The 18,712-nt window shown below is 45.4% G+C and carries 18 protein-coding genes and 1 rRNA gene; 15 read left to right on the top strand and 4 right to left on the bottom strand.

Annotated elements, in window-relative coordinates; genetic code table 11:
- The first annotated feature begins 3 nt into the window (after positions 1-3).
- The 12 genes from rrf (at position 4) to CWE13_RS12390 (ending at position 10,984) form a co-directional block, all read left to right on the top strand.
- Positions 4-119: ribosomal RNA gene (gene rrf, locus CWE13_RS12445) — 5S ribosomal RNA — on the top strand.
- A 227-nt stretch (positions 120-346) separates the two neighbouring features.
- Positions 347-919: an alpha-ketoglutarate-dependent dioxygenase AlkB family protein gene (locus CWE13_RS12440; protein WP_126809135.1), complete on the top strand. Its 573-nt coding sequence runs from the start codon at positions 347-349 to the stop codon at positions 917-919.
- Between the two features lie 112 nt (positions 920-1,031).
- Positions 1,032-1,337 carry a BolA family protein gene (locus CWE13_RS12435; protein WP_126809137.1) on the top strand — a complete coding sequence of 102 codons (306 nt, stop codon included), beginning with the start codon at positions 1,032-1,034 and terminating at the stop codon, positions 1,335-1,337.
- A 70-nt stretch (positions 1,338-1,407) separates the two neighbouring features.
- Complete coding sequence (gene fabV, locus CWE13_RS12430; protein ID WP_126809134.1) at positions 1,408-2,586, top strand: enoyl-ACP reductase FabV; 1,179 nt, start codon at positions 1,408-1,410, stop codon at positions 2,584-2,586.
- Positions 2,587-2,840: 254 nt separating this feature from the next.
- On the top strand, positions 2,841-4,181 hold the full coding sequence (locus CWE13_RS12425) for a Na(+)-translocating NADH-quinone reductase subunit A (protein WP_126809132.1): 1,341 nt from the start codon (positions 2,841-2,843) through the stop codon (positions 4,179-4,181).
- Positions 4,182-4,183: 2 nt separating this feature from the next.
- Complete coding sequence (locus tag CWE13_RS12420; protein ID WP_126809130.1) at positions 4,184-5,410, top strand: NADH:ubiquinone reductase (Na(+)-transporting) subunit B; 1,227 nt, start codon at positions 4,184-4,186, stop codon at positions 5,408-5,410.
- Positions 5,400-6,155 (top strand): Na(+)-translocating NADH-quinone reductase subunit C, encoded by a 756-nt coding sequence (locus CWE13_RS12415; RefSeq protein ID WP_126809128.1) that lies wholly within the window; start codon positions 5,400-5,402, stop codon positions 6,153-6,155. The genes CWE13_RS12420 and CWE13_RS12415 overlap by 11 nt, the downstream gene beginning before the upstream one ends.
- On the top strand, positions 6,155-6,787 hold the full coding sequence (locus CWE13_RS12410; protein ID WP_126809126.1) for an NADH:ubiquinone reductase (Na(+)-transporting) subunit D: 633 nt from the start codon (positions 6,155-6,157) through the stop codon (positions 6,785-6,787). The genes CWE13_RS12415 and CWE13_RS12410 overlap by 1 nt, the downstream gene beginning before the upstream one ends.
- A 4-nt stretch (positions 6,788-6,791) precedes the next feature.
- Complete coding sequence (nqrE, locus tag CWE13_RS12405) at positions 6,792-7,400, top strand: NADH:ubiquinone reductase (Na(+)-transporting) subunit E (protein WP_126809125.1); 609 nt, start codon at positions 6,792-6,794, stop codon at positions 7,398-7,400.
- Between the two features lie 43 nt (positions 7,401-7,443).
- Entirely contained in the window at positions 7,444-8,670 is a 1,227-nt protein-coding gene (nqrF, locus tag CWE13_RS12400; RefSeq protein ID WP_126809122.1) for an NADH:ubiquinone reductase (Na(+)-transporting) subunit F, read from the top strand.
- A gap of 173 nt (positions 8,671-8,843) precedes the next feature.
- Complete coding sequence (gene nqrM, locus CWE13_RS12395) at positions 8,844-9,077, top strand: (Na+)-NQR maturation NqrM (RefSeq protein WP_126809119.1); 234 nt, start codon at positions 8,844-8,846, stop codon at positions 9,075-9,077.
- Positions 9,078-9,169: 92 nt separating this feature from the next.
- Positions 9,170-10,984, top strand: coding sequence for an aminotransferase class V-fold PLP-dependent enzyme (locus CWE13_RS12390; protein WP_157980972.1), 1,815 nt, complete (start codon positions 9,170-9,172; stop codon positions 10,982-10,984).
- A 53-nt stretch (positions 10,985-11,037) separates the two neighbouring features.
- On the opposite strand, the gene CWE13_RS12385 is transcribed toward CWE13_RS12390, so the two are convergent.
- Entirely contained in the window at positions 11,038-12,033 is a 996-nt protein-coding gene (locus tag CWE13_RS12385) for a WD40/YVTN/BNR-like repeat-containing protein (RefSeq protein ID WP_126809114.1), read from the bottom strand.
- Between the two features lie 141 nt (positions 12,034-12,174).
- On the opposite strand from CWE13_RS12385, the gene CWE13_RS12380 reads away from it, so the two are divergent.
- Positions 12,175-13,203 carry a chromophore lyase CpcT/CpeT gene (locus CWE13_RS12380; protein ID WP_126809111.1) on the top strand — a complete coding sequence of 343 codons (1,029 nt, stop codon included), beginning with the start codon at positions 12,175-12,177 and terminating at the stop codon, positions 13,201-13,203.
- Here CWE13_RS12380 and CWE13_RS12375 read toward each other — a convergent pair.
- Both CWE13_RS12375 and CWE13_RS12370 read right to left on the bottom strand, forming a co-directional pair.
- A complete protein-coding gene (locus CWE13_RS12375; RefSeq protein WP_157980971.1) occupies positions 13,181-13,978 on the bottom strand; it encodes a S1/P1 nuclease in 798 nt (265 codons plus the stop codon). The genes CWE13_RS12380 and CWE13_RS12375 overlap by 23 nt on opposite strands.
- On the bottom strand, positions 13,962-14,714 hold the full coding sequence (locus tag CWE13_RS12370) for a YciK family oxidoreductase (RefSeq protein ID WP_126809106.1): 753 nt from the start codon (positions 14,712-14,714) through the stop codon (positions 13,962-13,964). The genes CWE13_RS12375 and CWE13_RS12370 overlap by 17 nt, the downstream gene beginning before the upstream one ends.
- Before the next feature lie 210 nt (positions 14,715-14,924).
- On the opposite strand from CWE13_RS12370, the gene CWE13_RS12365 reads away from it, so the two are divergent.
- The gene (locus tag CWE13_RS12365; RefSeq protein ID WP_126809105.1) at positions 14,925-17,339 is read left to right on the top strand and encodes a VolA/Pla-1 family phospholipase; all 2,415 of its coding nucleotides are present in this window, start codon (positions 14,925-14,927) and stop codon (positions 17,337-17,339) included.
- 130 nt (positions 17,340-17,469) lie between these two features.
- Positions 17,470-18,480, top strand: a complete 1,011-nt coding sequence (gene sohB / locus CWE13_RS12360; protein ID WP_126809102.1) for a protease SohB — start codon at positions 17,470-17,472, stop codon at positions 18,478-18,480.
- A 13-nt stretch (positions 18,481-18,493) separates the two neighbouring features.
- On the opposite strand, the gene CWE13_RS12590 is transcribed toward sohB, so the two are convergent.
- Positions 18,494-18,712: hypothetical protein (locus tag CWE13_RS12590; protein WP_206750335.1), on the bottom strand; the 219-nt coding region annotated here is incomplete at its 5' end.

Here is an 18,712-nt window from a genome sequence, read left to right as displayed (position 1 = left end):
TTGTCTGGCGGCCATAGCGACGTGGAACCACCTGAATCCATTCCGAACTCAGAAGTGAAACATGTCAGCGCCGATGGTAGTGTGGGGCCTCCCCATGCGAGAGTAGGACACCGCCAGGCTCCTATTACGACAGAAACCCCAGCCCAAAAGGCTGGGGTTTTTTCGTATTCATCAGGCGGTGTTCTGCTCTCGAGTAGGGCGGAGCAGGTTCCCGGCGAAGCCGAATATTTGGCTTATGAGATCTGCTGGTTGTGTCATTAAACTAAGATCCGCGTACTTGAAGAAATGAAGTGAACACGTTATAACGGCAGGTGTTGATGCAAACCGATCATAGGGGGAAATTAAATTGAAGTTACCTATGGCTGAAGCGGAAGTAGAGTATATATCAGATTTTTTTAGTACTCATGAAGCTGATCGCATCTATGCTGCATTACTGCGTGAATTGGCGTGGCATCAAGGGGATGTATATGTTTTCGGTCAATGGCATAAAACCCCTAGGCTGCAAGCATGGCACGGTGAGTCATCGCTTACTTATGAGTACTCTGGGAAATCGCTTATAGCTGAGCCTTGGACAGATACACTAAATGAGATACGCTCTCGATTAGTAGAACATGGATTTGAACCCAACGCTGTTCTTGCGAATCAATACCGAGATGGTAACGATAAAATGGGTTGGCATAGTGATGACGAACCAGAACTTGGTGATGAGCCTGTGATTCTTAGTTTAAGTTTTGGGGCTGTGCGGGATTTTGATTTGCGGCATAAGAAAACTAAGAAATCCTATCGGATTGCTCTCGAACACGGAAGCTTGCTAATCATGAAAGGTAATACTCAAAAGTTTTGGCAGCACCAACTTCCAAAAAGAAAGCGGGAAAGTAGTGCGCGAATCAATCTAACATTTCGAACAATATTCTCGTAACACCACCAACTAGCTATTGGCATGTATTCTAGACTTAATAGTGCAACGGTTGTTGCAAATACAAGTCAGTTCATTTTACCTTGCGTTAAAAGGAAATACATTCATGGGCCCCATGCAAAACCTAATTGAAACCAAACTTAAAGCTGGCCTGACGCCTTCGTATCTTCGAGTGGAGAATGAAAGCCATATGCACGGAGGGAGTGCTTTAGAATCACACTTTAAAGTGACCGTTGTAGCAGAGACATTTACTGGCCAGCGTTTGCTGCAACGTCATCGTTCAGTAAATCAATTATTGCGCGAAGAGCTTCAGAACCATATTCACGCGTTAGCTATGCACACCTATACGCCTGAAGAATGGGAAAGTGTGGGGGAATCGCCTGCTTCTCCGGATTGTCGCGGGGGAAGCAAGCACATCTGATGTGTGAAGTGAGTACTAATCGGTTAGAATAGAGTTAATTTCTCCGTAACAACGAATAGGAACAAGGTTCATGGTTATTCATCCGAAGATTCGAGGTTTTATTTGCACCAACGCCCATCCAGTTGGGTGTGCAGAAAATGTTCGGCAGCAGATTGCACACATTAAAAAGCAAGCACCAATAACAAATGGGCCAAAGCGTGTGTTAATCATTGGCAGCTCTACAGGTTACGGTTTAGCTTCTCGGATAGCAGCCGCTTATGGAAGCGGTGCGAAAACGCTAGGTGTATGTTTTGAAAAAGAGCCAACTGAGCGCAAAACTGGTACTGCCGGTTGGTACAATACAGCCGCATTTCATGATTTCGCAAAAGCGGATGGTCTCTACTACCATACAATCAACGGAGATGCCTTCTCAGATGAGATAAAAGCTCAAACAATTGCTCAAATTAAAGAAGATTTAGGGCAAGTTGATTTGGTTGTTTATAGCCTTGCATCACCAAAGCGAAAAGACCCTGATACCGGTGAAGTGTATAGCTCAACTTTAAAACCGGTAGGCAATTCTTATACAACTAAGACATATGATACCGATAAAGATTTGGTACATGAAATTAGTTTAGAGCCTGCTAATGATGACGAAATTGCGCAAACCATTAAAGTGATGGGTGGACAAGATTGGGAGCGTTGGATTGAGCAGTTACATGCTGCCGGTGTTCTTGCCCCAGATTGCCAAACCACGGCGTATACTTACATTGGTAAGAAACTTACATGGCCCATTTATGGCCACGCTACTATTGGTCGAGCGAAAGAAGATTTAGATCGGGCAGCGGCGAATCTTCGTAGTACCTATAGTGATGTAAATTTAAGCGCGTGGGTATCATCCTTAAAAGCCTTGGTAACGCAAGCGAGCTCAGCTATTCCAGTTATGCCGTTATACATCTCACTAATTTACGGAGTGATGAAGGAAGAGGGCACACACGAAGGTTGTATTGAGCAAATTTATCGTTTGTTTACGGAAGGCTTATATACTGATACGCCACGGCTAGATGAAGATAATCGTTTACGCATGGATGGTTTGGAAACGAATGAAGCTACACAGGCCAAAATTGAAGCCTTGTGGGATCAAGTAACTCAAGAGAATTTCCATCAGCTAGCTGATTACGAAGGTTACCACTCTGAATTTTTGCGGCTCTTTGGATTTGGCATCGATGGTGTTGATTATGATGCAGATGTTGAGCCGCAGGTAAGTTGGTAACAGCCTGCAAAACGGTTACCTAGTTTTAACGGAAGCCAATTAAATTTATCGATTGGCGTGGCCTGTATTAACAAAAAACTGTACAATATGGCGCTGGAAGTTACTAGGTAACTTAGTAGGAACCGGGTACATGCCGGGATACACTGCGTATTGAGCTGAAAATCCCTAATCAATCAGGTGTTTAGAGCCGCTATGCCGTTATCAAAAACGAATTGAGCTTTCAATCTTCCCTAAATTGAGTAGTGCAAACGCGTATGATTACGATAAAGAAAGGTTTGGATATCCCTATTGCGGGAGCTCCACAGCAAATCATTGAAGATGGCCCTGCCATCAAAACCGTTGCTACCCTTGGTGAAGAGTATGTGGGTATGCGCCCTACCATGTCTGTCCAGGTCGATGACCGGGTTAAGAAAGGTCAGGTTCTTTTTGAAGATAAAAAGAATCCGGGTGTTAAGTTCACTGCTCCAGCTGCTGGTGTAGTTAAAGAAATTAATCGTGGCGCAAGACGAGTTTTGCAATCTGTTGTTATCGAAATTGATGGCGATGAGCAAGAAACGTTTGCGAAATACGATGAAGGTAAATTACTGCAACTTAGCCGTGAAAATGTTCAGCAGAACCTTGTAGATTCAGGTTTGTGGACAGCCTTCCGTACACGTCCTTATTCAAAATCTCCAGCTCTTGATTCTGAGCCAAAGGCGATCTTCGTGAACGCTATGGATACTAATCCATTGGCTGGCGATCCGTTGTTAGCGATTCAAGAACACGCGAAAGATTTCAGTAACGGCTTGAAGGTTATTAGTCGTTTAACTGAAGGCAAACTATACGTTTGTACCGCAGCAAATGCAGATATCGATTTTGATTCAGCGCCAGTGGTTCATGAAACATTTGGCGGTGTTCATCCGGCGGGTAATGTTGGTACTCACATTCACTTCCTAGAAGGTGTGAATATGAGCTACCACGTGTGGCATCTTAACCCGCAAGACGTTATTGCCATTGGTAAACTGTTTACCACTGGCGAATTGTTTACTGATCGGGTTATTGCGCTTGGTGGTCCCGGTGTGAAGAATCCGCGCCTCTTGCGTACCCGTATAGGTGCGAATCTAGATGAACTCACTGCTGGTGAACTTGTTTCCGGTAAGCAGCGAATTGTTTCTGGTTCAGTTTTAAACGGCCACAAGGCCGCAGGTCCGCACGCATTCCTTGGTCGTTTCCATAACCAAGTTTCTGTAATCGAAGAAGGTGATGAAAAATTATTATTTGGCTGGATATGGCCAGGTAAAGATATGCATTCAATCACCCGTGCTTACACCGGGCATCTACGTCCTAAGAAGCTGTTCAACATGAATGCTTCAACAAATGGTTCAGACCGTGCCATGGTGCCTACAGGCAACTATGAGCGAGTGATGCCGTTGGATGTTATCCCAACTCTGTTGTTACGTGATTTGTGTTCAGGCGATATTGAAAGTGCACAAGCTTTAGGTTGCTTAGAATTGGACGAGGAAGATTTAGCTCTGTGTACATACGTGTGCCCAGGCAAATACGATTTCGGCCCATTGCTGCGTAGTTGCCTAACCACGATTGAGAAAGAGGGCTAAACATGAGCTTAAAAAATTACATTGAGCGTCTAGAGCCATCGTTTGAACCAGGCGGTAAGCATGAGAAATGGTATGCGCTTTACGAAGCGGTAGCTACTATCTTGTATACCCCGGGTAAAACCAATAAAGGTGCTACCCACGTTCGCGATAACATCGATTTGAAACGCATCATGATCTTCGTATGGTTGATGACGTTCCCGGCGATGTTTTACGGCATGTATAACGTAGGTTTCCAGGCGTCTTTAGCGTTAGCTGATGGTTATCAGCTTGGCGATATTTGGCAGGTTGGCCTGTTCCAGCTGTTTGGTGGCGAGTTCACCGCAGATTCTGGGTGGGGCACCATGATGTGGTATGGCGCATGTTTCTTCCTACCTATCTACGCCGTTACCTTTATTGTGGGTGGTTTCTGGGAGGTGTTGTTTGCCTCTATTCGGAAACACGAAGTTAACGAAGGCTTTTTCGTAACCTCGGTGCTCTTTGCGTTGATCCTGCCAGCTACTATTCCATTGTGGCAAGTAGCGCTAGGTATCACGTTCGGTATCGTAATTGGTAAAGAAATATTCGGTGGAACTGGCCGTAACTTCTTGAACCCTGCGTTAACCGGCCGCGCATTTTTATACTTCTCGTTCCCAGCAGCAATTTCTGGCGACCAAGTATGGACAGCAGTGGATGGTCACTCTGGCGCAACCTTACTGAGCCAAGCATTTAATGGCGACATGGTATACGACAATATCAGTGGTACGATTGAAGGTACTTGGAGCTGGATGGATGCATTTATTGGTCGGATTCCAGGTTCGGTAGGTGAGGTGTCAACACTAGCTATTTTGATCGGTGGCTTGGCGTTGATTTACTTCCGTATCGCTTCGTGGCGCATAGTGGGCGGTGTACTAATTGGTATGGTGGCGTTCTCAGGATTACTTAACCTGATCGGTAGCGAAACCAACGCGATGTTTGCAATGCCTTGGTACTGGCACATGGTAATCGGTGGCTTTGCATTTGGTATGTTCTTTATGGCAACCGACCCCGTATCCGCTTCATTTACCAATAAAGGTAAATGGGCATACGGAATCCTGATTGGTTTCATGACAGTGATGATTCGGGTTATTAACCCGGCTTTCCCAGAAGGGATCATGCTTGCGATTCTGTTCGCAAACGTGTTTGCACCATTGTTTGACCACTTTGTTGTTCAGGCCAACGTGAAGCGGAGGGCGTTACGTCATGGCAAGTAAAAATGATACGATTGGCAAAACCTTTACGGTAATTATATTACTCTGCTTGGTTTGCTCTATCGTTGTTTCAGGTGCTGCAGTTGGCTTGAAAGAACGGCAACAAGCGAACGCAGCGTTAGCTAAGCAAGGTAACATTCTATCTGCAGCTGGTATTGATTTTTCAGGCCCAGGTGCTGAAACGGTGTTTGCTAACCGCGTGAAAATATATAGCTATAACCACGAATCAGGTGAAATAACTTCTTATGATTCGTTACCTGCGATGGAAACTGCATTAACCGAATCGAGTGAAACCTCCGTTCAGAATGGTGCTGGTGTCCGCGATATGCGTGCAGAGTTGCCGGTGTTCGCTATTCAAGGTGAAAGCGAAGGCGATGTTGAATCTTATGTAATCGACGTACGCGGCGCCGGCTTATGGGGCATGATGTACGGCTTTGTTGCACTTTCTGCTGACGGCCAGACTATCCAAGGCCTGAACTTTTACGACCACTCGGAAACTCCGGGCTTAGGTGGCGAAATTCAGAACCCTCGTTGGGCGGGTCGGTTTGAAGGTAAAAAAGCAGTTGATGAAGACGGTAACGTAGCAATTCGTGTAGTGAAAGGTGCAAATGCCGATGACAACGAAGTTGATGCACTTTCTGGCGCAACCATCACGAGTAATGGTGTGGATAACACTTTTCAGTTTTGGTTAAGCGAAAAAGCATATGGCTCGTTTTTAACGAAGCTGCGTGAAGAGGGAGCAATTTAATGGCTAGCGCAAAAGAAATGAAATCGGTGCTATTTGGGCCAATTTTCGCCAACAACCCCATTGCACTGCAGATTTTGGGTGTATGTTCTGCTCTAGCAGTTACATCGAAGCTCGAAAACACTTTAGTAATGTGTATTGCACTTACATTCGTAACCGCGTTATCTAACTTATCTATTTCAATAATCCGGAATCATATTCCTTCAAGTGTTCGGATTATTGTACAGATGACAATTATTGCTAGTTTGGTAATTGTTGTAGATCAGTTGTTGCAAGCATACGCATATAACATTGCTCAAGAGTTATCCGTATTCGTTGGTTTGATTATCACAAACTGTATCGTTATGGGCCGAGCTGAAGCATTTGCCATGAAAGAGAAGCCTGGTATGGCTTTACTAGATGGCTTAGGAAACGGCTTGGGTTACTCTGTAGTGTTGCTAACGGTTGCATTTTTCCGCGAACTATTCGGTTCTGGTAGCTTGTTTGGTATACAAATAATGCCATTGGTTACAGAAGGTGGTTGGTACACGCCAATCGGCTTGTTGGTATTGCCACCAAGTGCATTCTTTATCATTGGCGGGTTTATTTGGGTACTGCGTACCTTCCGTCCTGAACAAGTAGAAGCGAAGGAGTAAGCTCATGGAACACTATATAAGCATGTTCGTCCGTGCAGTGTTCATTGAGAACCTTGCACTATCATTCTTCTTGGGGATGTGTACATTCCTAGCAGTATCTAAGAAAGTTACAACGGCAATTGGCCTCGGTGTTGCAGTAATTGTAGTGTTAGGTATATCAGTACCTATCAGTAATCTTGTAAACACGTTTGTGCTTTCTCCAGGTTCACTTCACTGGGCCGGCTTTCCAGATGCAGATTTGAGCTTTTTGCGATTCCTTACCTTCATTGGAATCATTGCAGCACTGGTTCAAATATTAGAGATGACGTTAGATAAGTATTTACCATCTCTGTATAACGCACTTGGGATTTTCTTACCTTTGATTACAGTAAACTGCGCAATTTTTGGTGGTGTATTGTTCATGGTAGAACGTGACTACAACTTCACTGAGAGTATCGTTTACGGTATTGGTAGTGGTGTTGGCTGGGCTCTAGCGATTACTCTGCTAGCTGCGGTACGTGAGAAGCTGAAATATGCGGATATTCCAGATGGCCTTCGTGGCTTGGGAATCACCTTTATCAGCACAGGTTTGATTGGTTTGGGCTTTATGTCGTTTTCCGGCGTATCCCTGTAACCCCTCAGTTTAAAGAAGTAGTGGGAATATAAGGAACGAGTCGATGCAAGAAATATATCTCGGCGTGGGCATGTTCACCGTTATCGTATTAGTTTTGGTTGTTGTAATTATATTTGCAAAATCGAAGCTTGTGCCTTCAGGTGATGTCCAGATCGTTATCAATGACGACGAAGATAAAACGATTACAACCCAACCCGGCACGAAGTTGCTTGGAGCACTTGCGAACGCAGGTATCTTCGTATCTTCAGCTTGTGGTGGTGGTGGTTCATGTGGCCAGTGTATCGTGCACATTAAAGAAGGCGGCGGTGATATTCTGCCAACTGAGCGCGACCATATTTCACGTGGCGAGGCCCGTAAAGGTGCGCGGTTATCGTGTCAAGTAAACGTTAAACAGAACATGAAAATTGAACTCGAAGAGGAAGTATTCGGGATCAAGAAATGGGATTGTGTTGTTCGTTCGAATGACAACGTTGCAACCTTTATCAAGGAATTGGTGTTAGAGATTCCAGATGGTGAATCGGTACCGTTCCGCGCTGGTGGTTACATCCAGATCGAAGCACCGGCTCATCATGTTAAGTTCAAAGATTTTGAAGTTGACGAAGAGTATCGTGGTGATTGGGAACGTTTTGGCTTCTTCAATCTTGAATCTAAGGTTGATGATGAGGTTATTCGCGCCTATTCAATGGCGAACTACCCAGAAGAGTTCGGTATCATTATGTTGAACGTGCGTATTGCTACGCCGCCACCAAATGATATGACATTACCGCCAGGACAAATGTCCTCGTACATCTTTAGCTTGAAGAAAGGTGATAAGGCAACGATCTCAGGTCCATTCGGTGAATTCTTTGCAAAAGAAACTGAAGCTGAAATGGTATTTATCGGTGGTGGTGCTGGTATGGCGCCAATGCGCTCACATATCTTCGATCAATTACGTAGAATTAATACCAAACGTAAGATGTCGTTCTGGTATGGTGCTCGCTCGAAGCGTGAAATGTTCTATGTTGAAGATTTCGATATGCTTGCCGAAGAGAATGAGAACTTTGATTGGCACGTAGCACTTTCAGATCCAACACCAGAAGATAACTGGAGTGGCGACACTGGATTCATCCATAACGTGCTATACGATCGTTATCTAAAAGATCATCCAGCTCCGGAAGATTGTGAGTTCTATATGTGTGGTCCACCGGTCATGAATGCTGCGGTAATCAACATGCTTAAAGATCTTGGTGTGGAAGACGAGAACATCATGCTAGATGATTTCGGCGGTTAAGTTGATACTTTAGTTATTCACAAGCAAAACAGCTTAGAAAGCTAGCCATTTAATGGCTAGCTTTTTTATTTGGCTTTAGGAAAGCACGCTCGCAGAGAATGAACGGTGAAAAAACTTCCATAACGCGTTATAATAAAGCGTATTCGCGAAGTATTTGCCGAGAGGTGGTAAAGATGCAAACTTTAATTTTAGCATTCGTATTGATGCTCATCATCATAGCTGGAATGTCGATCGGCGTATTAATTCAACGCAAAACCATTTCGGGTAGCTGCGGTGGCATTGGCGCGTTAGGTATGGATAAAGCCTGCGACTGTGATGATCCATGTGATGATAAGAAAGCACGCATTGCCGCCGAAGAAGAGCGCAAAGCCAAAGAGAAAAGCTGGCAACAAAATCGAATTCATTAAATTTGTGATAAAAGAGGCGCCTAGCGCCTTTTTTATTGCGCACAACTCTATATAATTAAATCGTATAAGTTATTCTTTTCTGGAGTATTGAAGTGCCTTACTTGTGTGTGCCCGAAATTTTCCTCGATGCCAATGCAACGACCCCAGTGTTACCCGAGATTTCACAAATCGTGCAACGCCTCTGTTGTAACCAATTTGGCAACCCCAGCAGTTCGCACCTCGCTGGTATGATGCCCAAACAAATTATTGCCGAAGCGCGAAATGCGGCGGCTCAACTATTCCGGGTTGCAGACGGCCGGTTTATTTTTAACAGTGGTGCTACAGAAGGCATTAACACCGCTGTGCTATCTGTTTTGGCACCTTATGCAGGGAAGGCGCAAGAAGATACGGTGTTGTTATACGGTGCTACCGAGCATAAAGCCGTTCCTGAGGCGTTAAAACACTGGAATCAAGTGCTTGGCGTGAAGGCAAAACTTCTGGAAATTCCTACAGCCACAAACGGTGCGCTAAATATTGAATTCATTAAAGCGCATGCTTCTAAGGCATTGATGCTCTGTACTATGGGAGCCAATAATGAAACTGGGGTTGTTCAGGATTTAGCGGCGATTGCAAATGCTATCGGCGGGAAGGATAAGAAAGTGCCTTGGCTGGTTGATAGTGTTCAGGTTTTAGGAAAAGTAGCACTTAACCTTGGTGAGTTGCCTATTGATTACGCCACATTTTCTGCGCACAAGCTATATGGGCCAAAAGGAACCGGCTGTTTGTTCATCCGGCACGGCGCGCCCTATACGCCATTGCAGCAAGGCGGTGGACAAGAACACGGTGAGCGAGGTGGTACCGAAAATGTAGCTGGAATTGCGGCTCTTGCACGTATTTTTGATTGGTTAATTCACCCTCAGAATAGCCCGTTGCACTCAATGGAAACGTTATCTGCTTATCGTGAGCAATTGTTGAATGCACTAAAGAAGCTCTTTCCAGAACTCGTTTTAAACCAACCTTACCCAGAAAGCTTGCCCACTACTATTAATTTTTCGGTGCCTGGTTTTCATTCAGGACAAATTATCGCTATGTTTGACGCCGCGGGCATACGGGTGAGTGCGGGATCTGCTTGTAGTAAAGGGCGGCCACAAAGCTTTGTGTTGAAAGCAATGGGATTGCCAAGCTGGCAATGTGAAGGTGCTATTCGGTTGTCGTTTGGCCCCGCTTCTTCAGCTGAGTTTATTCAAATGGCAGCAACTCGAATTAATGCGATGGCGGATCGAAAGCAAGCCTCAGAACAAGGGCGCGTATCCGGTTTATGGATTCCCGAGCCATTTGATGTTGGCTTTGCTGCATATGCAGATGAAACTGAGAAGACATTATATTGGGTTGGGGATAGCGAGAAGGTTAAAGCCTGGTTGAACGCGAGATTCCCGAGTAACGATTGGTGTTATACGAACCTTGCGCCAGGAAGCTACGAGTTTGGTTCATATCAGTTCAACGTAGATTCTGCTGAAACATTTCGAGTCATGCATCAGGGCACCAAGCGAACGTTAACGCTAAACGACAAAGGCGTCGCTTTATCGGATAGTAACCATACGAGAATCGAAACCATTGGTCCGGACGAAGTTGCACTGGGCAATCATTTTTTGATTGATGTTCGCGAGCCGTTAGAAACTTGCATGCAAGCCGCGCCAAATTTTTCTGGCGAAGCATTAATAAGCGAACGCGCTGATTGGTGCCGATTAGCATTGGAACTTACGAATAGCGAAATAGGGCTGCCGATGGTAGCAATTTGCCGCTCTGGTGGCAGAAGCACTACCGTGGCTGCCCTGATAGCCGCGTTAGGTGGACCAACTGTTTTGTCTTGTGATGGCGGCGTTACTGATGTAGTGCATTTGTTAGCGGCAAAAGAATCGGTGATCTGAGCGCCTGTTTAAGAGCACAAGTTAAGGAAGGGGGCGGCATGAGTTAAAATCACTTATAAGTTCAGTGCTTTTAACTCATGGTCAGGCGAGACTAACCAGCAGCTTTCGCTCGTGGCGCAAGCAATTGCAATAGCCCCACTTTCTGCTACAGATTGCCAACTTTCACCAAAATTATTGGATTTATACAACCCAGATTCATTCCCGGCAATTAGCCAATTTTCCGCTCTGATCATCAAGGTTAGAGGGCCTGCTACAGGAGGTGCTAAAAGCTCTGTAAACTCGCCCTGTTGATATCTATATAGTTCGGGAGCACCATCTTCGGCGCCACCGGCGAGAACGAAATCACGTGCGCCCATAACAGCTACTGAGTGGATTCCGTTACCTGAACCTGCTGTTAATGGGGTATCCACAACCTGAAACCGCAAAGCTGGGCCCGATTTATAAATTAGCCGAGCCTTTGTGGCATCTTTCGTTCCCATCACCCAATAGTTATTGGCGTACGTGACACATTTACCTATTCCGCTAGCACTTTCACCAATCATAGAGCGCTCTGCAAAACCACTACGAGAACTGATCCAATTGCTACTGTTGGAACTGCGTACCACATGCCAGTTATCAAGCCTAGATTCTCCAAGAATCCAGCCTTCTCCATCTGGAACCATATCAAAACAATGAAGATACTCATCACCATCAGCGCGATATAAAGTGCTCCAGCTAAAACCAGCGTTTCTGCTTTGTACTAGCCGGCTCCGTTCACCGCGGCCGCTGGAAAGAATAAAAGCGTGGCGTTCATCATAGGCAATAATTTGGCGAATATTTAAATTTGTGCTGCGGCCACCCGGCGTGGATACATTCCATGTATTGCCAGCATCGCCGCTAACGGCAACTTGGCCCTCGCTGCTACCAAGCCATATGGTATCGGAATCCACAACATAGATACTTGACCACGACGCCCGCGGCAGCTCACTGCTTTCAGCGGTAAGTGCTGAAGCATTAAAGGCAATGAAACCTAATGAAAAGATAAAACTGATTCGTTTAAAAATCGCCATAATTGCTTTAAATTCCTGTTACAGAGGCAAAACCTGCCTGTGTTATAGTGCAATTAACATAACATAGAAAAGCGTTTGATACTGTTTAACTCACCGAATGAAAAAGGCTGTACTGTGAATTTAAATATCAGAAAATCCTCAATGATTTTTCTCTCTTTGTGCGCATTTAGCGTTTCCTTACCTTCAATGGTATTTGCAGCTACTCAAGATGATAATCATTCGAATGCGGCATTACCTGAAGATACGTTAGCCCCCAATTTCGATCTGCTTGCGTTGCAACCCGAAGTCCAAAAAGAGAATCTGATTACTTGGCTCACCGGTGAATTTTCAAATTTACGCCATGTTTTCGAATTTGGACCAACGGGCGGTTATCCACCTTTGCTTATGCGTCAGCAACAAGTAAATTTGATGAATGATGAAGCCGCGATATATACCGAGCAAAGCTGGTTAGCGGCGCCTGAACAAATATACCGTAAACATTTATACCGGTTCCGAATTCTGCGCTCTAGTAACGATATAGTGCAAGATGTGTATTTAGTTCCAAATGATTTTTCGGGCGAACTGTATGGTGAAGAGGGAATTGCTGACGAACTTGAATTGGTTGCAGGTTGCAGTATTCGTTGGCAAGCAACTGAACAAGGGTTTAAAGGATATCGCGATGGTAACAGATGCTCGTTTCGTGATGAAAACAACCAAATTGTATCGTGGACAACGCACCTTACGTTGAATCAAACTGAATATACGGTTGCGGATAGCGCATTCACAGATAATGGTGAACAGGTTCTTGGTGATATTGATGGCAATGCGCTCGTGCTTAATCGAATACGTTTTTTTCAAGCCGAGATAGGCTATTTACCGGCAGGCGCTGATCCAGATGTTATGGAGGAATGGATGGTCGCATTGCCTCAGCGGCCGTTGCATGATCACGAGCAACGCATTCCGCTATTGAGCGCCGACGATGGGCTATTTCTCGGCCATGAAGTGCAAATAGTTAGTGATATAGAGAATCCGCAGAAATTGCAGATACGGCTTTACCGGCAAACAGAAGAAGAGCCGATGTTGCAAATGGAAATGGACTATAAAGGCGATGGCAAGTGGAGCGCAACCGCAGAACGATTGCGCATCCAATTATCAATGGCTCGATCTATTACTGAGCTGCAGCAGCATTAATAATCATAGCCATACGTTGTGCAGAGTGAATTAATTGTTGCTCAACAATGGGTCGAGCTTGGTTGAAGTAAATTTCACCAAGCTCGGCATTATTATCTAAATCTGCGTATGCATGTTCGCGAGCAAGCTCGTAAGATTCATTTGCCCAACCAATCAAAGCATGATGCCAATCGGTATTGCCTACTTCGGGTAGCGGATGCAACGCGGCCTGTTCACTCGGCGCTGGCATGAGATCCATTCCACGAATCATGATGCTATCCCAAAGCCGGTGCAAATTCATTTCCGCACCAAAAAAAGTAACACGGATGTCATTGCCACCACGGTCTTGTTGATAGCCCAGGTGCAACGGTTGATGCATGTCTGTGATCCAATGTGAAAAGGTGCGCAAAGCCTCGCCCTGAGCTTGCAGACTTTGCTTGCTATCAAACATCACATCGATATCGTTCATAGCTGCGCCGACAACACAGCGACGGTTCGGGCAATCGCGCTGCATATCAAGTTGCGATTCAGTGGGTGGGATATTGGCGTAATGTAGAGGGCCAAGAAACTGGCCTTCTTCAGAACCACGAACCCGATCAGCCCAAGTTGTTACTTCGGAAAGTGAAGCTTCGTTCACGACATCTAAGCGCTCCTTGACCCACTCCTTAGCTTCAGGTGTTAAGTATTCCCACGCAAGTGCGCCAATATATTCGTGTCCTTGAAATCCCCAACTCATAACGCGAGCGGGAATAACGAGCAGTAATCCAATGAGAACAATACTAACGAGTTTGCGCATCAACTGATTCTCCTGTGGTACCAATACTTTCATCACACATGAAATATAAATAAGAGGGCATTAAATCAGCTGGTGTTTTCAGTTTGGTGACATCTTCTGCTGGATATGCGCGTGAGCGCATTCCTGTGCGAGTAGCTCCGGGGTTGATTACATTTACGCGCAACGATGAGTTTTCATATTCATCGGCTAAAATCTGAGCCATGCCCTCGGTTGCAAACTTTGAAACCGCGTACGGCCCCCAGTGTGCTTTTCCAGTGCGGCCCACGCCTGATGAGGTAAACACGACTGAACCAGCTGGAGCGGCTAACAGGGCGGGTAGGAGTGCTTTTGTCATCATAAACTGGGCAGTTACATTCACCTGCATAATATCGTTCCAAGTTGGCAAATCGATATGTGCAAACGGTGATAGAACTCCAAGTATCGAGGCGTTATGTAGCAATCCATCGAGCTTGCCAAATTGGTCTATAATAGTTGCGGCCATATCGCGATAATGGGCTTCAGTAGCTCCTTTCATATCCAAAGGGATAATAGCTGGCTCAGGGTTTCCAGCTGCCACTATTTCATCGTAGACGGCTTCTAGCTTTTTCGTGGTTCGGCCTAAAAGGATTACCGTAGCGCCATATCTGGCGAATGTTAGCGCCGCTTCGCGGCCAATGCCATCGCCAGCGCCAGTAACTAAGATTACTTTGTCGGCCAGTGCATTATCGGGAGCTTGAAAATTTTGATAATTCAGCATAATTACAACTTTATGTAGGTTGGTATGTTCCTTAAGTTTACCTGTTATTGTAAATTAACTCAGCAGAAGATCTAAAACTCAACGAAAATTCTTTAATTATCATTAGCAGAAGTGTATAACTTTCTGTTAACGTCTTGTGAACCATCGGCTAAACTCTAGCTTCCGCTCAGAGTAGCTTAGAATTAGAACAACAAGGATTGGGGAAACCTCATGAAAAAACTGTTTCTGACATTAGCAATTACTTCAACGCTAGGGCTTGCTGCATGTACGCCTGACGGTGAAGATGCGCCAGTAACTCAAGAAGATGTACAAATTCCTTTTGCGCGGGTTGCATTTGATCCGGGTGCAGGTAACTTACCCGTTCCAAGCGATATTCTGCTTGGAGGTACTACCGATGGTACGCTAAACATCCCTGTGCCGGACGCTACTGATTTCGGAAATCCGCAAAATGCAATCAACGCGTTAGACGGATGGTCGACAGCAATGCCATTAACGTTTGGCTTCACCTTGCCGGATGATGTCACCATTGACGGTGCTTCAGTTGCCGCTGCAGGCTCTGTGCGTGTATTTAAAGTTGTTATGGGCGCGGATACGCGTGACGCCGATTGTATGACCGCTCCAGCCGGAACCGCCTGTAAATTTGTAGGCGAATTGCAGCACGGTGAGGATTTCACCGTTGCCTTTAGCGGCGGGCAAGTACAAGTTATCCCACTTACACCATACGAACCCAAAACTGGTTACGTTGCGGTTCTTACTGATCAAATAAGCGACAGCTTAGGCCGCCCTGTACGTCCTTCATCAACTTACTTTTTGTTGAGTAAGCCGATCGATACCGATCCAATCGGTGGCGCACAAGAGCAACAGTTGCAAGGTATTATCAATAGCCACCTAGGTGTTCTTGCTCAAGGTGGAATTGATACAAGCAACGTGATTTATAGCTCAGGTTTCACCACTCAATCTATTGGTGATGTTCTTGACGTAACTAAGCAAATGCTGCTTAGCGAAAATTTACGCCCGTCAATGACCTCTATGCCAATTGGTCAAACAGCAGCGGATCTTTTACAGATTCCACCGCAGGCGGGACAACAGTTTTTCGTAGCGAGCGCGGCGCAGATTCACGTTGGTCAGGTTACATTGCCATATTATAGCGGCGTTCCTTCAGCTGAAAACCCAACTGCACCTCTATCAGAAAGTTGGAATGCTGGTTTCGTTAGCCCAATCTCTATTGTACTTGGTGTGCAATCAGGTGACGTTAGCGTAGAAGATCTGGAAGCGCTGGGTGTTAACCCTGCTGATTTAGCAAATCCAGCAAGCTTGGCTGGTCAGGTACCATACGAAGCAGCAGCAGGTACTGCGCTAGCGGAAATGGATCGCTTCCGTCATTTAACTAAGTTCAATCCAATTCCACGTCCTACAGCTGTTAACGAAGTTCCTCTGATGATGTCTGTTCCAGATGTAGCTACGGTAAATGCGGTTCGTGCAGAATTGGGCTTAGAACCAATCTCTATGCCAGCGAATGGTTGGCCGGTTGTGATTTTCCAGCACGGTATTACAGGTGAGAAAACCAACTTCTTGCCGATCGCGGGTACATTAGCGATTGCGGGACATGCCGTTGTAGCTATTGATCATCCGTTACACGGTGATCGTGGTTTTGAAGTTGAAAACGCACAAGGCGAAGTGGTACGTGTGATTAACGCAACTACCGGCAAAGGCGGTTCAGCAACTGATTATCTAAATCTAGGAAGCTTACTAACGGCACGTGATAACTTACGTCAATCAGTAGCCGATTTGTTAGGTTTACGAGTTGGTCTTAACTTCTCGTCTGCAGCAGCTGCCGGTATGATCAACCCTACTGATGTTAAGTTTGTTGGTCATTCCCTTGGTGCAATAGCGGGTACTAACTTCGTAGCCGTGGCCAATAGTCCGTTGCCAGAAAACATGGCGGCTGCGCAAGGGTACTTCCAAGTACAACAAGCAGCGCTTGGTATGCCTGGTGGTGGTATCGCGCCATTCTTAGTGGCTTCAGAACGCTTTGGTCCGGTAATTGGTGGGCAGATTGCATTCCAGTCATTCCCAACGTTCCAGAACTTTGCTGTGCAAGAAGCAACTTCGGAAGGTATTGATCCGCAAACCCCTGAGTTCCTTGATTTCCTACCTGTTGCTTATACGCGTTTTTATAACGATGGTATAGCTTCAGAATCAGATCAAGCGGCATTACAGGCTACCCTTGCACAGTTCCAGTTTGCGGCGCAAACGGTAGTTGATTCAGGTGACCCAATTAACTTTGCAGCACGTGTACGTGCTACTGAAACTCCGGTTTACTTGATTCAAGCAAATGGCGATAAGGTTGTGCCGAATAGCACGCCACATCCGCTTGGTGGTACCGCTCCGTTAATCCGTGAACTCGGTTTAACAGTGGCAACCGATGCTATGATGGCCGAAGACGCTATCAGTGCTGCGGCTCGCTATGTTGGTGCTGGTCACTCATCGTTGCTAAATCCAGCTGATGCAGACGCTAATCCTGATACAGCCGGAGCGATTACTCAAAATATGCAGCAATCGATTGGTTTCTGGTTTGAGAGCCATGGTCGGATACTGAATATTTCAGCCGATTTGGTAAATTAAAATAACTTATCCTTAGGGGTATAGCGTGAACCACTGAATAGTGGGGTAACGAAGATAAAGGCCAGCTTTTAAAGCTGGCCTTTTGCTATACAATGTATAGCTTGATGTCGATAAAAAGGGTTAACACATAATGCTAGAACTTCTCGGTGAATATGGAATTTTTCTTTTAAAAACAGCCACAATAGTGATTGGGATTATGTTGATCCTAGGGATGGTTATCAATGCAGCATCGCGCCAGAAGAGCAACTCCGGCGAATTGAAGATTCAAAACCTAAGCAAGAACTTAAAATCAATTTGCGAGCAAATGAAGTTAGAAATGCTCAGCGATAAAGATCGAAAAAAAGCTAAGAAAGAAGCAAAAAAGGCGAAAGTAACAGAGCAATTTGATAATCGTGTATTTGTGCTTGATTTCAACGGTTCTATGGATGCCCATGAAACTGAATCATTGCGCCGTGAAGTTACCGCTATTTTGGCGATTGCAGATATAGAAAAAGACGAAGTTATTTTGCGTTTAGAAAGCCCTGGCGGTGTTGTACATGGATATGGGCTAGCGGCCGCTCAGTTGAAGCGGTTACGGGATAAAGGCTTAAAGCTAACGATTTCTGTAGACAAAGTTGCTGCTAGTGGCGGGTATATGATGGCATGTATTGGTGATCGCATCGTAGCCGCACCGTTTGCTGTTGTCGGCTCCATTGGTGTACTGGCGCAAATTCCGAATTTTCACCGCTTGTTGCAGAAGAATGATATAGATTTTGAACAGATTACTGCAGGTGAATATAAGCGCACACTTACTTTATTCGGTGAGAATACTGAGAAAGGGCGGGAAAAATTCAAAGATGATATTGAAAGCATCCATGGCTTATTTAAAGACTTTGTGAAGGACCATCGAGCATCGTTAGATATTGATAGTGTTGCTACAGGTGAGATTTGGTATGGTCAAGCGGCTCTTGATAAAGGTTTAATCGATGAAATTCGGACGAGTGATGATTTGCTTATCGATGCGATCGAGCGCGCACAAGTATTTAAAGTGACCTATAAACAGAAAACTAAGCTATCAGAACGTTTCACACAAGGGGCTCAGAGCTCAATAGACCGATTACTGATGCAATGGGTGCAACGAAGTAAGTTATGGCGCTGGTGAGTGCTTGGGGGCGTTATTCAGGTTGTTCTTGATGAAGAACGCACCCGATGTTCAGATATACATGTGAAATAACTACTACAAAAAACCCGGTATTATTTACCGGGTTTTTTTGTGGTGCGCCGGGCACGGCGCGTAGCGCCTTGACAGGCGCTGTTCCTGTGCAGGTGGTGCTGGCAGGATGACTTGGAGGTGTGAGTCCTCTGTGAGCCCGGTAAGGGGAATCACTAGCTAA

This window comes from Aliidiomarina shirensis (assembly GCF_003987345.1).
Classification (GTDB): domain Bacteria; phylum Pseudomonadota; class Gammaproteobacteria; order Enterobacterales; family Alteromonadaceae; genus Aliidiomarina; species Aliidiomarina shirensis.
The sequence above is the reverse complement of the archived record's forward strand: the minus strand, read 5'-3'. Positions and strand labels throughout refer to the sequence as shown.

Excerpts from the sequence above, each read along its gene's own strand:
- CWE13_RS12415 (WP_126809128.1), top strand. The coding sequence starts at position 5,400 with ATGGCAAGTAAAAATGATACGATTGGCAAAACCTTTACGGTAATTATA.
- CWE13_RS12425 (WP_126809132.1), top strand. The coding sequence starts at position 2,841 with ATGATTACGATAAAGAAAGGTTTGGATATCCCTATTGCGGGAGCTCCA.
- CWE13_RS12410 (WP_126809126.1), top strand. The coding sequence starts at position 6,155 with ATGGCTAGCGCAAAAGAAATGAAATCGGTGCTATTTGGGCCAATTTTC.
- CWE13_RS12420 (WP_126809130.1), top strand. The coding sequence starts at position 4,184 with ATGAGCTTAAAAAATTACATTGAGCGTCTAGAGCCATCGTTTGAACCA.
- nqrE (WP_126809125.1), top strand. The coding sequence starts at position 6,792 with ATGGAACACTATATAAGCATGTTCGTCCGTGCAGTGTTCATTGAGAAC.
- CWE13_RS12380 (WP_126809111.1), top strand. The coding sequence starts at position 12,175 with ATGATTTTTCTCTCTTTGTGCGCATTTAGCGTTTCCTTACCTTCAATG.
- CWE13_RS12375 (WP_157980971.1), bottom strand. The coding sequence starts at position 13,978 with ATGCGCAAACTCGTTAGTATTGTTCTCATTGGATTACTGCTCGTTATT.
- CWE13_RS12435 (WP_126809137.1), top strand. The coding sequence starts at position 1,032 with ATGCAAAACCTAATTGAAACCAAACTTAAAGCTGGCCTGACGCCTTCG.
- nqrF (WP_126809122.1), top strand. The coding sequence starts at position 7,444 with ATGCAAGAAATATATCTCGGCGTGGGCATGTTCACCGTTATCGTATTA.
- CWE13_RS12370 (WP_126809106.1), bottom strand. The coding sequence starts at position 14,714 with ATGCTGAATTATCAAAATTTTCAAGCTCCCGATAATGCACTGGCCGAC.
- sohB (WP_126809102.1), top strand. The coding sequence starts at position 17,470 with ATGCTAGAACTTCTCGGTGAATATGGAATTTTTCTTTTAAAAACAGCC.
- CWE13_RS12385 (WP_126809114.1), bottom strand. The coding sequence starts at position 12,033 with ATGGCGATTTTTAAACGAATCAGTTTTATCTTTTCATTAGGTTTCATT.
- nqrM (WP_126809119.1), top strand. The coding sequence starts at position 8,844 with ATGCAAACTTTAATTTTAGCATTCGTATTGATGCTCATCATCATAGCT.
- fabV (WP_126809134.1), top strand. The coding sequence starts at position 1,408 with ATGGTTATTCATCCGAAGATTCGAGGTTTTATTTGCACCAACGCCCAT.
- CWE13_RS12365 (WP_126809105.1), top strand. The coding sequence starts at position 14,925 with ATGAAAAAACTGTTTCTGACATTAGCAATTACTTCAACGCTAGGGCTT.